At 34.9% G+C, this 13,961-nt stretch carries 12 protein-coding genes; 4 read left to right on the top strand and 8 right to left on the bottom strand.

Translation table 11 applies throughout. The annotated features are described in order from the left end of the window. Positions 1-343 precede the first annotated feature (343 nt). A complete protein-coding gene (locus GA0116959_RS12955) occupies positions 344-886 on the bottom strand; it encodes a cysteine hydrolase family protein (protein ID WP_092721035.1) in 543 nt (180 codons plus the stop codon). A gap of 86 nt (positions 887-972) precedes the next feature. Beyond that, positions 973-1,857, bottom strand: coding sequence for an MBL fold metallo-hydrolase (locus GA0116959_RS12950; RefSeq protein WP_092721034.1), 885 nt, complete (start codon positions 1,855-1,857; stop codon positions 973-975). A gap of 133 nt (positions 1,858-1,990) precedes the next feature. Between GA0116959_RS12950 and GA0116959_RS12945 the strand changes: the two genes are divergently transcribed. The 3 genes from GA0116959_RS12945 to GA0116959_RS14440 all read left to right on the top strand — a co-directional run bounded on the left by GA0116959_RS12945 (position 1,991) and on the right by GA0116959_RS14440 (position 4,610). After that, positions 1,991-2,968: a GlxA family transcriptional regulator gene (locus GA0116959_RS12945; RefSeq protein WP_092721033.1), complete on the top strand. Its 978-nt coding sequence runs from the start codon at positions 1,991-1,993 to the stop codon at positions 2,966-2,968. Positions 2,969-3,488: 520 nt separating this feature from the next. After that, positions 3,489-4,079: a DUF4385 domain-containing protein gene (locus tag GA0116959_RS12940; RefSeq protein WP_092721032.1), complete on the top strand. Its 591-nt coding sequence runs from the start codon at positions 3,489-3,491 to the stop codon at positions 4,077-4,079. Positions 4,080-4,346: 267 nt separating this feature from the next. Further along, complete coding sequence (locus GA0116959_RS14440; protein ID WP_053577924.1) at positions 4,347-4,610, top strand: TIGR03643 family protein; 264 nt, start codon at positions 4,347-4,349, stop codon at positions 4,608-4,610. Between the two features lie 373 nt (positions 4,611-4,983). On the opposite strand, the gene GA0116959_RS12930 is transcribed toward GA0116959_RS14440, so the two are convergent. The 4 genes from GA0116959_RS12930 to GA0116959_RS12915 are packed head-to-tail and all read right to left on the bottom strand — an operon-like array spanning position 4,984 to position 8,601. Then, positions 4,984-5,934: a siderophore ABC transporter substrate-binding protein gene (locus GA0116959_RS12930; protein WP_092721030.1), complete on the bottom strand. Its 951-nt coding sequence runs from the start codon at positions 5,932-5,934 to the stop codon at positions 4,984-4,986. A gap of 9 nt (positions 5,935-5,943) precedes the next feature. Continuing rightward, entirely contained in the window at positions 5,944-6,708 is a 765-nt protein-coding gene (locus GA0116959_RS12925; protein WP_092721029.1) for an iron ABC transporter ATP-binding protein, read from the bottom strand. Next, positions 6,693-7,655 (bottom strand): iron chelate uptake ABC transporter family permease subunit, encoded by a 963-nt coding sequence (locus tag GA0116959_RS12920; protein WP_092721028.1) that lies wholly within the window; start codon positions 7,653-7,655, stop codon positions 6,693-6,695. Before GA0116959_RS12920 ends, GA0116959_RS12925 begins: the two co-directional genes overlap by 16 nt. After that, a complete protein-coding gene (locus GA0116959_RS12915; RefSeq protein WP_092721027.1) occupies positions 7,648-8,601 on the bottom strand; it encodes an ABC transporter permease in 954 nt (317 codons plus the stop codon). The genes GA0116959_RS12920 and GA0116959_RS12915 overlap by 8 nt, the downstream gene beginning before the upstream one ends. Positions 8,602-9,729: 1,128 nt before the next feature. On the opposite strand from GA0116959_RS12915, the gene GA0116959_RS12910 reads away from it, so the two are divergent. Then, positions 9,730-11,892, top strand: a complete 2,163-nt coding sequence (locus GA0116959_RS12910) for a TonB-dependent siderophore receptor (protein ID WP_092721026.1) — start codon at positions 9,730-9,732, stop codon at positions 11,890-11,892. A 305-nt stretch (positions 11,893-12,197) separates the two neighbouring features. On the opposite strand, the gene GA0116959_RS14435 is transcribed toward GA0116959_RS12910, so the two are convergent. Together GA0116959_RS14435 and GA0116959_RS12900 are read right to left on the bottom strand one after the other, a co-directional pair. Continuing rightward, positions 12,198-12,308, bottom strand: a complete 111-nt coding sequence (locus tag GA0116959_RS14435; protein ID WP_092721025.1) for a hypothetical protein — start codon at positions 12,306-12,308, stop codon at positions 12,198-12,200. A gap of 202 nt (positions 12,309-12,510) precedes the next feature. Then, the gene (locus tag GA0116959_RS12900; RefSeq protein ID WP_092721024.1) at positions 12,511-13,935 is read right to left on the bottom strand and encodes an aminotransferase-like domain-containing protein; all 1,425 of its coding nucleotides are present in this window, start codon (positions 13,933-13,935) and stop codon (positions 12,511-12,513) included. Positions 13,936-13,961 lie beyond the last annotated feature (26 nt).

Genomic DNA, 13,961 nt, shown 5'->3' with positions numbered 1-13,961 from the left:
TTGATCATTTTTACAAAAAAATCCATTCATTAAAATACATTAATTTAAATAAACAATAGAAATCAAAGAAATCAAAAATTAAGCTAATTTACTCAAAAATTTTTAAAATCTTACATATCAATTATTTAAAAATTATCTAATAAAATATAATGACTTGAATAAAACCTCTCAGATGATGGTTTGAGAGACATCCACAAATTGTGACGAGTAGATTTTAGCTTCAACCTGTGTTGATCAGTCGAGATTGGACGAGGTAGAGCGAGAAGTAGATTTGGTTGGGCGATTGAATAATTTTACTTTCTCGCTATTTTTTCGCACAGTAAATGTCAACAGACTCTAATCTTTAACTTACATAATCTTTAGTGGATATCACTTGAGCATACGCAAATTCAAAAGCGGCCATTATTGTTGCATGCACATGCGCGGCAGGTACGTTGACGCCACTAAATTCTAGATCTAGCGTTGCACAAGCATCATGAATCACTTTTACTTTATAACCAAAATCAGAAGCAGCACGTACAGCAGCATCAATGCACATATGGCTCATAGCACCAAGCACAACTAGCTCAGTCACCTCATTGCTATCTAAAATTTCTTTGAGATTCGTGTTTAAAAATGCGTTGATGTGATTTTTAATCACTACAGTTTCATTTGCTTGTGGCTTAACTGTGTCCTGAAATTCAATTCCGTTTGAGCTGGGTTGAAATATTGGAGATTCAGCATTGCCAATATGTTGGACATAAATCACTTGAGTACCTTCTTGACGGGCCTTAGCAATTACCTTCACTGCATTAGCAGCAGTTTGTTCAATATTCACCAATGGTAATTTACCTGTAGGTAGATATTCATTTTGTAAGTCGATGACTAATAAAGCTGATTTTGACATATCTGTTCCTTTATTTAATTCATATTGGTTTTGTTCTGGCTTATGATTTTAAAGAAGTGGATATAATTCCACTTCTTTAAGTGTTTTTAGAAAGAAAGAGTTTCACCATCGATTGGAATTAAAACCTTATCTTGAATTCCTTTGTCTTTTACATATTCTGAAAGCTGAGCACGTGTTACCGACATATGATTAATGGCATCCATGTGAACAGCAACAATTTTAGCATTCGGAGCTTTTTGAGTTGCGTGATAAGTGTCTTCTTTACCCATAATGATGGACTCTTTATATCCATCCATTAATGCATTACCTGTATTTAATACAATCACATCAGGTTTAAATGTTTGAATTGCATGATCAACTTCAGGACGCCAAATCGTATCACCAGCCACATAAACCGTTTCATGGCCAGCAGCTTCAAAAACTATACCCATTGCTTCGCCTAAGCCAGCTTTGAGTTCAGCATTACGATACATTTCGTCAGTACCATGTTGACCACCAGTTTTAGTGAGCTTAATTCCTTCAAAAGTCGCTTGCGTTAATACACGAACATCTTTAAAACCTTGTGACTGGATGACTTTTTGGTCTGCTTTATTCTGTACAAACAAAGGCATATTTTTTGGAATAGCTGCTTGTGCTGCATCATCCCAATGATCTAAATGTGTATGGGTCACAATTACTGCATCTACACCTTCTAAAATCGTTTCAGTCTTGACGGGTAAATCAACTAATGGATTGCGTAAATAACTGCGATGACTATTAGGAAAACCTTCATAAAATCCCTTTCTAGCAAACATTGGGTCAATTAAAAAAGTCGTATCGGCATAGGTGACTTTTATCGTTGCATTACGAATTTCTTGTATATGCGTCACTTTAGATGTATCTCGCTGAACCACCTTATCATTCGCATATAAATGGACTGAAGCCATTGCTAGAGAGAGTGCAATAACAGAGCTACTTAAAATTTTATTCATATCACTTATCCAATTCATTGCTGATAGATGAATAGTGAAGGAAACTGAACCACAAAAAAACTGTCCTTAAAGACAATAATCGAAACTATTAGGACAAAATGCTATATTCATTATTTTAGAGAGGTGAAATCAAATGGCGATACCTGTCATTGGATTATTTGTTTATGCCAATATAAATCCATTTCACTTCTCCATTCCTCACATTATCTTTAATATTAAAATTGAAGATAAGCCATTATTTGAGCTTAAAATCTTTTCTATAGATGGTCAGCCTGTGAAAACAGAACACTCCATGATGATTATTCCTGATGGTGGAATTGAACTCATCAAAGAGTTGGATCTGATTATTATTCCTGGATGGGATGATTTTAATCACAAGCCTGAACCTATACTGATTGATAGTCTAAATTGGGCATATCAGACTGGAATTAGAATCGTAGGACTATGCTACGGGACTTATGCATTGGCGTATGCAGGTTTACTCGACCATAAAAAAGCAGCAACACACTGGATGGCTGAACAAGATTTCAGTACGAGATTTCCACAAATTCAGCTCGATCGTGATGCCCTTTATGTAGAAGATCAAAGAATTGTAACCTCAGCTGGAACAGGCGCAGCGTTGGATTGCTGTCTATATTTGGTACGTGAAATCTATAATGCACAAATTGCAAATAAAGTCTCTAGAGTAATGGTGATTCCACCTCATCGTGAAGGTGGACAAGCTCAATTTATTGAACAGCCTGTAGCAAAGTCGAGCCAAGATGCACAAATTAATCTCTTACTTGATTTTTTAAGAAAGAATTTAGCCACACAACATCAAATTGAAGGCCTAGCTGAGCGGGCACATATGACACGTAGAACGTTCACACGACATTTTAAGAAAGCGACAGGCATGACCTTAGTTGAGTGGTTGAATACAGAAAAAATCAAGTTAAGTTGTGAGCTATTAGAAACAACAAACTTACCTATTGAAAAGATCACCGAACTTTCAGGGTTTAATCATACAGTTTCATTTAGAAAGAATTTCCGTGAAAAATATGGCACTAGTCCTCAAGCATGGAGAAAAGCTTTTGGAATAGGCAGTGATAATCATCAGCCTCATTCAACATAATTTAAAATAATATTATTTTTCAGTAAATTAAAAAAATTAATTTGAAAAATGCAAATATTCAACTTGAAAATAATTTAGTTCATTTTAATCAGGAATATAGTTTTTTGCCAATAGTGTTGATCATTTTTCAACCGAAATAAAATTAAATTGATTATTATCAATTGATTTATGTCTGAATTTATCCCCAATTTTTGTGGATAAGAGTAGGGATAATTTTTTATTGATTTTGTAAGTTAAAGCTTACAAGAATTTAGATATGTTGCGGGTATACCATTTCGTGTTTATTTCTTATCATAGGGGTATAGAGAACAGGATGTTCCGCCAATAACAATAATAGAATCAGCATAAGGAATATGAGGTACGACAGGAGTTCTACCTAAGGCATCAAATATGAAAAACCCTGACAGGATGTCAGGGTTTTTTTATATTCTAAAACTTTTAATTCATAAGTTCGAAAATTAATGGCTGAAATAAAAATATCCCTATTGAACCGATTTTATATAATTTTTGAGGAAATTAAATGAAAGCTATATTTTCAAAAGATCATATCCCGAAAAGAGCTTCAAGAGTTTTTTCAAATAGTTTTGATTATGGTTTAGATTTTAACAAGATCAATTTTAGGGAAAGACCTGAGTTATATCGTATTGGTCGGGGAGAACAAGGTGTACTGCTGGTTGAACCCTATAAATCAGAAATTCTGCCTTATTGGAAATTTGCAGATAGAAATAAAGCTAAGATCAGCAGTGAAAAGATTTATTCATTATTTTTAGACTATTTGGATAAGGATGATTTTATTGGTGCAGATATGGCAAGAAAATTTTTGCAAATGGGATACACTCGCGCGCGTAGATATGCCAATCATAAAGGAGGTAAAAAATATAACGGCGCAGTTCCATTAGACAAGAAAGGCTTGAGTGGAGCACATGGCCGTGAACAATTATTAAGAGAAAACTTTGAAGATCAAGATCCCGAAAAAGTAGCTGCTGCTAAAATCTTTAAGCTAAAATGGGATGAAGCTAAATTAAATCAAAAGTATATTCAATTAAAGTTGAAATTTAAACAATTTATGAAAGAAATAGACATTGCAACAAATAAAAAAGACTCACACTAAATGAGATTCAAAGGATGCTTTTTTTTTCATCATATTCAATTTTAAAGCAAATGCATTTAAGAGTTTGAATATGGTTTATAAAATTGAAATTAAATATGAATAATCAGGTAAAATTTAAAAAAATCACAAATTCTTCATTTCGTATTTTTTAAAATACAAATGTGTAAACATGATTTCTTCAAGATTAAAAAAGTAGATAGACCGATACAGATCGGCAACTTTTCCATCTTTAAGATATTTTTATTTTCAAATGATCAGGACCATGCTGTGAATAATACTGTCGAATCTAATGGTGCAGATCTATCACGAATTATTGAAATGGCGTGGGAGGATAGAACCCCTTTTGAAGCCATAGAGCGTGAGTTTGGGTTAAATGAATCTGCTGTGGTTCGTTTAATGCGGAAAAATTTAAAGTCGAGTAGTTTTAAGTTATGGCGTGAGCGGGTGGCAGGGCGTAAAACCAAGCATTTGCAACTACGCATGCCAGAGGTAATCCGTGGTTACTGTACACGCCAATATAAGCACCATTAAGGATTAAAAATGGCAAGGTTCTTAACTTTATTAAATTAAATTTATTTTTTAAATTAGGTTTATTTTTTAGATAAGTGATTTCTAATTTAAAGTTGATAAACTTGTCATAAGTGGATTAACGTTTGTGTGACGACTGTATGATTGATTTTGACTGATTGATAAAATCAAGAACCATTACAGATCCAGTTTTAGACGCGTAATGAAGGAGTCTATGACGGGTGAAACCCAGAGAATAAAGTAATGTAGTATGAGTCAAATATGAACTTGATATGATAAGACCCATCTGTAAATTTATTTTTCATAATTTAATGGAACCCTCAAACTGAAATTAAATAAAGTATGAATATTTGAGATATCCATACTTATTAAAATTTTATTCTACTGCTGCAGATACCTCTTTAACCATTGCTTTCATTCCGCCTAAACTTTCATTCATTAGATACCAAGTACTTGAATCTAAAAATACAATATTGCCATTTTTAGCAGCGTTGGTTTGATTGATTAGATTGTTGTCTAAGACTTTTTTTGTTCCACCATCACCATCAGTAATAGCTGCATTACGGTCAATAACAAATAAGTAATCTGGATTTTTTTCACTAATAAATTCATGCGAAACAGACATGCCATGCGTACCGACTTTAATCGCAGGGTCGGCAGGTGAAAAACCATAAAGATCATGTATCAGCCCGAAGCGTGACCCTACACCATAAGCAGATAATTTATTATTATTAACTAAAATCACTAATGCAGTTTTGTTTTTGGTTTTTTCTCTTAAAGTTGCAATCTGTTGGTCTAATATTGCGAGTTGTTGTTCAGCTTCCGCTTTTTTACCGACCATTTCAGCAATATTTAAAGTTTGTTGTTTAAAAGAATTAACCCGATCCTTATAGTCCAATTGGTTAAAATAAGTTGGTGCGATACCTTTAATCTGATCGATCAGATTTTCCATACGTGCACTCATGATAATTAATTGTGGTTTGCTTGACGCAATTTTTTCTAAATTTGGTTCTTTTGCGGTTCCGACATCAATATATTGGTCTTTAGAAAAACGACTAAGCGCTTTAGGAAGTGGAGTACCTCTAGGTAATGCAACTATTTTATCGCTTGCGCCTAATTCTTGAATAGTATTTAAAGAGTTGGTATCTAAAACGGTAATACGGCTTAATTCTTTAGGAATGCTAATCTCACCAGCTTTACTGGAAAATGTTTGCATCTCGGTAGATGCAGCACTTTGGGATTGAGATGCCGATGTTGTATTTTGTTGAGAGCATCCAACCAATACACTCGCAAAAGCAAGCGCAATGAGTGTTTTTTTTAAAAACATAACAATCTCCTAACTAATAAAAAATAAGCCTAATTTGTGTTGTTGAATGTCTTGAATGGGAATATGAAAATCAAAAATATCTTCTAAAATATCTTCATGCATAATTTGTTTTGGCGAACCTTGGTAAGCAAGAGCACCATTTTTCATTGCAATAATTTGGTCAGCATAAACTGAAGCAAAATTAATATCATGAATGACCACAATGATAGATTTTCCATGATTTAGACTAAGATCTTTCAATACACGCATAATTTGCGCTGAATGTTTCATGTCTAGGTTATTGAGTGGTTCATCTAAAAGAATGTAATCTGTGTCTTGTGCCAATACCATTGCAATATAAGCACGCTGTCGTTGCCCTCCTGAGAGTTCACTCAACTGCTTGGTTCGCATTTCTTCTAAATCCATATAGCCAATCGCTTGATTAATGACGCGATGGTCTTGCTCAGTTAAACGTCCTTGAGAATAGGGGAATCGTCCAAATGCAACCAAGTCTTCTATCGATAAGCGGAGTTCTGTATGATTTGCCTGTTTTAAAATCGCCATTTTTTTAGCCACATCGGCATGATTCATTTTATAAAGATTTTGACCGTCTAAATAAACAGTACCTGAATCGGCAGAGAGTAAACGGCTCATAATGCCGAGAACTGTACTTTTGCCTGCGCCATTTGGGCCAATAAATGCAGTAAATTGACCTTTAGCAATTTCTAAGGACACCTGATCGACCACCTTAGTACCATGATAAGATTTATCAATATTTTCTAAGACAATTGCCATTTTTTATTCTCCTTCAGTAGAATCCAGAAGAAATAAATGCCGCCAACAAAGTTAATGATGACACTCAAAGTGGTTTTAAGATTAAGAACATGGAGAACAATCGATTGACCAATTAAAAGTGATGCGATTGAAACTAAAATAATGCCAGGCAATAAAACTTTATGTTGATGTGTTTTAAAAATTTCTAAACTAATATTCAACACCAATAAGCCGAGAAACATCATCGGGCCTGCCAATGCGGTCGCCGAAGCTAAAGCCAATACGACTAAAATTAAAAAGGTACGACTGGTTTTGTCATAGTTCATTCCTAAATTCAGAGCATGATCTCGACCTAATGCCATCACATCAAAAATATGAAGTTTAGAAAGGCAATACATTAAAATAGGACATATAGTCAAAGTCGCAAGAATTAAAGGTTCTATTTTGACAAAATTAAAACTTGCAAAACCCGCATAAGCTGCAACTTGGAATTCATCGGGATCAAGTAAAACTTGAAAAAATGTGGTCATGCTATCAAATAAAGTTGCACAAATAAGGCCGATTAATAAGAGAAAATAAATATTTTGATCGGCAACTTTACGAAAGATAAAACGATATAACATTAAAGCAAAAATCAGCATGAGAAACAGACTAATAAAATAGTCGGCTACTATATTTAACGAAAGTAAGGTACTGGCACCAAAGATATAGATAATCAGGGTTTTGGATAAATCATAAAGTTTATCCAAACCTAATGTTTGAGGAGTAACCACGCGATTATTTACAATAGTATGAAAGATGAGGGTAGAAATACCGACAGCTACACCTGTAACGAGTATCCCCAAAACCGTTTTCAACCGAAGAGATAAAGCATATTGCCAAGCTTCACCCATGTCCCAAAATAAATATACGGCGGTACTGATAAAAATTAAAAGTACGAGAAGCATTAACTTAAGTTGATTAGACATGGCGATATTTCCTAATCAGTAGTGCAAGGAAAATTACGCTACCCAATACTCCCATAATTAAGCTAATAGGAATTTCATAAGGATAAATAACAACTCTACCAAAAATGTCACACATTAGTACCAATAAGGCCCCTAACAAAGCCGTGTGAGGTAAGGTTTTACGTAAATTATCGCCTAGATATAAGCTGACAATATTTGGAACAATAAGACCAAGGAAAGGAATTGCTCCCACAGTAATAATGACTACACCTGTAATTACAGATACTAAAGCTAAGCCAACGAATAAGGTTTTTTTATAATTTAAGCCTAGATTAACAGCAAAATCTTCGCCTAAACCTGCAAGTAAAAATCGGTTTGCGAAAATATAAATTAATACGAGTATTGGGACACTGAAATAAATCAGTTCATATTGTCCATTGAGAATAGTGGAAAAATCACCTTGTAACCAACCTGAGAGGCTTTGTAGCAAATCCATTTGTAAGGCAATAAATGTAGTAAAAGCTGAAATAATACTGCCAAAAATCATCCCTACCAATGGAACAAATACAGTATCTCGATGTTTTAATGTTGATAAAATTCCCATGAATGCCAATGCACCAAGCAGAGTCACTCCAATTGCGAATCCAGTTTTTAAAAATATAGATGCTGTAGGGATTAGAATAATTGAAACCAATACTCCTAGACGCGCGCAGTCATAAAGCCCTGCTGTAGTAGGAGATACAAAACGATTACGCGTCAATGTTTGCATAATCAGACCACAAACACTCAATCCTGCGCCTGCTACAACAATCGCCATTAAACGTGGAAACCGACTGGTCCAAAAAATTTGCCAGTCTTGCATTTGCCCATTTAATAAGCCTTGCCAAGTCATATTACCGACTCCGACAAACAAGGAAATTAGCGCACATGGTAATAATAAGGCCAACAGGTAGCGGCACTTAATCATCTGATACCTGTTTCATATATTGAATACATCATGAGAAAAGTGAATAAAAAAGGTGATTTATTAATAAATAATTAAAGTAAAAATAACATAAATCTTACAACTCAGAAAAATGATAATTGTTTCTATTTGTTAAATATTAACAAATGATAATTACTTATTTGTCGATTATGGCTACTTTACGCTGAATAATTTCCATTATTTATCTCATATTTTATTCTTTTTATTGCAGTGCTTTTATCGTGAATTTTTGCTAAAAAATCAGAGATTTTAAAAGAGATAGAATTAATCAAAAGGAGTGATATGATGAGTTAACATGCTTGTCTGAGCTATAGAGCATAATTTAAAGCCGAATTCATCAAGATCATGCTTAAACAAGAAAAATCTTCTGCTTTATTCAGCTGAAATATCAAGCTTGCTGTCAAAATTTGCACCAAAGAGTTTCCAAGCCAAATGAGATTTGAAGCAATTGCATGTCAGCTCAAGGAGGCTTTAAGTAGAGTATGTAGATATCAGAATGGCTCAGCAGCAGCCTTAATTCATATTGTGGATGTATAAAACTATTCTTGATTTCAGAAATATAGAGATAAAAAAACCCTGACATCCTGTCAGGGTTTTTCATATTTGATGCCTTAGGTAGAACTCCTGTCGTACCTCATATTCCTTATGCTGATTCTATTATTGTTATTGGCGGAACATCCTGTTCTCTATATCCCTATAATAAGAAATAAACACGAAATGGTATACTCGCAACATACCTAAATTCTTGTAAGCTTTAACGTACAAAATCAATAAAAAATTATCCCTAATCTTATCCGCAGAAATTGGGGATAAATTCAGACATAAATCAATTGATAATAATCAATTAAATTTTATTTTGGTTGAAAAATGATCAAATAATTAGAGATTTTTCTTAAATTGATCTCAATGAATTTAACGTATTACTGTATTAAAAATTGACATAATTCTATAGCGCTAACACCTAGTTTCTGGTTTGAGCTTGAGAGGGAAGTTCACTGCAAATTTTTTGAGATATATTTTAGTAATGCTTGTTCAATCTCAGAAAATTGTGAATACTCATGCTCGCATAATTCAAGCTATAAAATTATCTTTTGGGGTTAGGAAGTTACTGTGAAAAAGTATTCATTTTCATTTTCTCGTTTACAAAAAGCATTGCTGGCCGTTGGTTCATTTTCATGTTTAGGGTTAAGTGCAGAACTGGCACATGCTGAGGGTGAAAATAATACAGCGCAGCTTGCCACAATCACAGTGACTGCTCAAACCGCAGAAACTGCTTACTATCAACCACAAGTGAATTTATCAGGTTTTATTCAGCAAAACATTGCTGAAATCCCTGCATCTATTAACACTGTTACTGCTGAACTGATAGCAGATCAACATGCGAAAACATTGAGTGATGTGGTAAAGAATGATGCGTCTGTTGGTGATGGCTATGCACCCATTGGTTACTATGCAAACTTTGTGATGCGTGGATTTAGCTTAAATGCGGGATCAAGTTATTTACTAAACGGTAATTTGCTACGCGGTGAGCAAAATATAGCGCTTGAAAATAAAGAGCAAGTTGAAATACTAAAAGGCATAAGTGCGATTCAAAGTGGGATGTCAACGCCGGGCGGCGTAGTGAACTACGTGAGCAAACGCCCCAAAGATGTCCAGTCTTTAACCCTTGAAGCAGACAGTCATGGCGGCAGCAGTGTGGCGACTGACCTTGGTGGATGGCTTGGAGACAATCAACAGTTTGGATATCGTGTGAATGCAGCTTATGAAGACATTCACCCGTATGTTGAACATGCCGATGGCAAGCGTTTGTTTGGTTCATTGGCTTTAGACTGGAAAATTTCAGATCGTTCAAAACTTGAATTTGATATTGAATCACAGCATCAAAAACAGCGTTCGGTACCAGGTTATCAGCTACTTGGTGGTGAAACTGTACCGACAGGAGTGGAATGGGATCGTTTGCTGGGCTATCAAAGCTGGAGCAAACCAATCACCAATGAAAGTCTAAATACGAGTCTGAAATATAGCTATCAAATCAATGATAACTGGAGCAGCAATCTGTCTGCTTCACAAAGTCGTGTGGTTGTAGATGATTATTCAGCCTTTGCATACACCTTTTACACTGATGGTAACTATGACATTTATGATTTCCGCAGCCCAGATGACAGTTATCTATCCAATCAATTTAAAACAGGTTTAAACGGAAAATTCAGCACTGGAGCATGGCAACACAACCTGAGTTTAGAATTGTCACATGCCTACAAACGCCATACTCAGTATGATGCAATCAATGAATGGATAGGTTCAGGAAATATTGATAATGATCCTGTTACCTATACGCCTACGGATAAAGCCTTAGGTAATCATTACAAATCATTGGATAGTCAACAAACAGCCCTCAACGTGTTGGATCAAATCGAATTTAATGATGCATGGTCAGTTTTGCTGGGCGGTAAGCTTTTACATTTAAATGAAAGTGCCTATGCAGCGGATGGCAACAGCATTCGTGACACCGACTTCAATCGCTTCTTGCCACAGCTTGCGTTGATGTATCAGCCTTGGCAGAACACTCATCTGTATGCTTCGTATGCCAAAGGGATCAGCGACGGCAGTCAAGCACCGTGGTCTGCCTATGGTAATCCGGATAAAGGCATCGCAGGTAATGCCTTTGAAACATTAGCACCTAGACATTCAAGCCAATATGAGTTAGGGCTTAAACAGCAGTGGCAAACGCTATTGTTTACTGCAGCTTTGTTTGATTTAAAACAAGACCATCAATATACCAACTTAGACAATTATTATGTCACCGATGGTGAACAGCATAATCTCGGTTTGGAATTGGGCTTGCAAGGTCGCGTTGCTGAAAATCTAGATATGACATCGACTTTGGCTGTGACTCGTTCACGTTTGGAAGATATACAGGTAGATGCTTATAAAGGCCATCAAACTCAAAATGTACCGACTGTTAGATTTGCTAGCCATGTGTCTTACCAAATGCCTCAAGTCGAAGGGTTACGTTTACTTGCAGGTATGCAATACAGCAGCAGCAAATACGCCAATAAATCTGGCACTGTAAAAGTATCAGGCTATACCGTATTCGATGCAGGTGCAGCCTATAACTTCCGAGCCTATGGTAATGAGAATACAGTTCGATTCAACGTTGATAATGTATTCAATAAAAAATACTGGCGTGATGTAGGTAGTTTCTTTGGGGATGACTATTTATTCCTCGGCGCACCGCGTACCGCACAATTAGCATGGAGCATGAGTTTCTAATTGAACAGTGTGTTAAAAATAAAAGTTGTCTGCGTGTTTAATGCAGATAGCTTTTATTTTTGAGTATTTCAATGCTTTAAACTATGTCTTTAAATTAAAATTAGGCAAGAGAATCACTCACCTTTATATTTAAAAGCATTCCCGTAGTGGTCAAGTAATATATAGATATGGGAGAGGAGGCCATAATTCATCTGACTGCCGCTAAAGTATCTCGGTATGATTATTTAAAAGGAAATTTGGACTATCGCCATATCAAGATGTAGAGTGTCCATCAAAACTTTGACTTTGATTGCTCTCTATCCTTCTTATAAAAAATATTCCCAAATAATATAGCCTAAACCAAAGCCAAGAAATGCATAAATGGTGATGATAAAAAACACAAAAAGAGCATTATTTTTTCTTTTTAACGCTTTCATGTAAAAATCTCTACTGTATCTTTAAGATGAAATAATTATCTAATGTTTAGATTTAAACATATAGATACAAAAAATGATTAAAAAAATATAACAGATTTATGTGTTTTAATTCATCTGTTATAGTTGTAAGGACAAATACAATAACATGCATACAAATTTTGAGAATGAATTAAGACTTTAAAATGGTAAAAAGTATAAATGACTATCTAAGATGATTATTATTGATAGCATCATAAATACACTCAACGACATGAGATAAAGCTGATTCAATCCGATCATTAAAGTCAAAAGAACAATTGATACGTAAAAAATTATTTTGTTTCGCAAAGTTTGCATTGAATAAAATGCTGGGTGCAATACTAATATTTCGATCTAATAATGCCTGATAAATATGTGTACTATCGATATATTCGGGTAGTTCAATCCATAAAAAATAACCCGCTGGATAATATTCAACTTCACAACCCATGGGTAAATTTTCTTTAAGATATTGATAAAATTGTTTTTTATTTCGTTGTAAAGACACGCGTAAGTTTTTTAAATGTTTCTCATAATGGCGGTGTGATAAATATTCAACTAATGCATTTTGAATAAATGGATTGACCGATAGCGTACTCATCAATTGAATATGTTGAATATGTTCAGAAAATTTCCCCGCATAGACCCAACCAATACGAAAGCCTGCGCCTAATGTTTTAGAGAAGGAAGAGCAATGTAGAACCAAATTTTGCTGATCAAAGTATTTCATTGATAAAGGTTTTTTCTGATCATAATACAGTTCTTCGTAAACATCATCTTCAATCAAATGAATTTCATGCTGATGAAGCAACTTTGCCAATTGAAATTTAATTTCATCCTTGACTGTAAAACCAATAGGATTATGACAATTCAGCATGAGTAGGCAGACTTTAATGGGATATTTTTGAATGGCTTGTTCAAAGGCGTTCAGATCAATTCCGTGTTCGGGATGTGTCGGAATAGTGATCACTTTCAAACCTAAACGTTCTGCTGCTTGCCAAGCACCATAAAAAATCGTTTGTTGTAATAAAATATAGTCACCTGTTTTTGTCATCGCCTGTAAGGACAAGTTCAAGGCATCCAATCCACCCGAGGTAATAACAATGTCTGATGGGTCCGTTTGAATTCCTTGCATACAATAGCGTTGAGCAATCAATTTACGTAAAGCAAAATTACCGGGTGGTAGGCTAGGGGTTTGTTCATAGCTCAATCTATGACGAGCAAGTTGTCCCAAAGTCTGAATTAATTTGGGTGAGTAGAGTAATTGGCTATTCGGAAAAGCGGTTCCGAAAGGAATGAGATGATCGGATTGGATAGATTTTAAATATTGAAATACAGTCGAGTTAATTTCAATTTTAGGATTTAGTGTGACATTTTGATTTTGTTCATTATTTGAAAGTTCTTGTGCGATGACAAAATAACCTGACTTCTCTTTTGAATAAATGAGTCCCTGTGCTTCAAGTTCTTGATATGCATTCATGACAGTAATCAAACTCAAACCTGATTGTTCTGCTTGATGGCGTAAGGAAGGCAATTTTTCATTGGCTTTCCAAGTTCCATTTTCAATTAGCAGTTTCAGGCTGTTCGCAAGTTTTTCAGATTTATACATAAAAATTCAGTTCATCATAATGTAAG

Origin of the sequence: Acinetobacter albensis (assembly GCF_900095025.1) — a bacterium.
Taxonomy (GTDB): domain Bacteria; phylum Pseudomonadota; class Gammaproteobacteria; order Pseudomonadales; family Moraxellaceae; genus Acinetobacter; species Acinetobacter albensis.
This window is presented reverse-complemented; position numbering and strand designations above follow the sequence as displayed.

Excerpts from the sequence above, each read along its gene's own strand:
- GA0116959_RS12955 (WP_092721035.1), bottom strand. The coding sequence starts at position 886 with ATGTCAAAATCAGCTTTATTAGTCATCGACTTACAAAATGAATATCTA.
- GA0116959_RS12950 (WP_092721034.1), bottom strand. The coding sequence starts at position 1,857 with ATGAATAAAATTTTAAGTAGCTCTGTTATTGCACTCTCTCTAGCAATG.
- GA0116959_RS12945 (WP_092721033.1), top strand. The coding sequence starts at position 1,991 with ATGGCGATACCTGTCATTGGATTATTTGTTTATGCCAATATAAATCCA.
- GA0116959_RS12940 (WP_092721032.1), top strand. The coding sequence starts at position 3,489 with ATGAAAGCTATATTTTCAAAAGATCATATCCCGAAAAGAGCTTCAAGA.
- GA0116959_RS12930 (WP_092721030.1), bottom strand. The coding sequence starts at position 5,934 with ATGTTTTTAAAAAAAACACTCATTGCGCTTGCTTTTGCGAGTGTATTG.
- GA0116959_RS12925 (WP_092721029.1), bottom strand. The coding sequence starts at position 6,708 with ATGGCAATTGTCTTAGAAAATATTGATAAATCTTATCATGGTACTAAG.
- GA0116959_RS12920 (WP_092721028.1), bottom strand. The coding sequence starts at position 7,655 with ATGTCTAATCAACTTAAGTTAATGCTTCTCGTACTTTTAATTTTTATC.
- GA0116959_RS12915 (WP_092721027.1), bottom strand. The coding sequence starts at position 8,601 with ATGATTAAGTGCCGCTACCTGTTGGCCTTATTATTACCATGTGCGCTA.
- GA0116959_RS14435 (WP_092721025.1), bottom strand. The coding sequence starts at position 12,308 with ATGAAAGCGTTAAAAAGAAAAAATAATGCTCTTTTTGTGTTTTTTATC.
- GA0116959_RS12900 (WP_092721024.1), bottom strand. The coding sequence starts at position 13,935 with ATGTATAAATCTGAAAAACTTGCGAACAGCCTGAAACTGCTAATTGAA.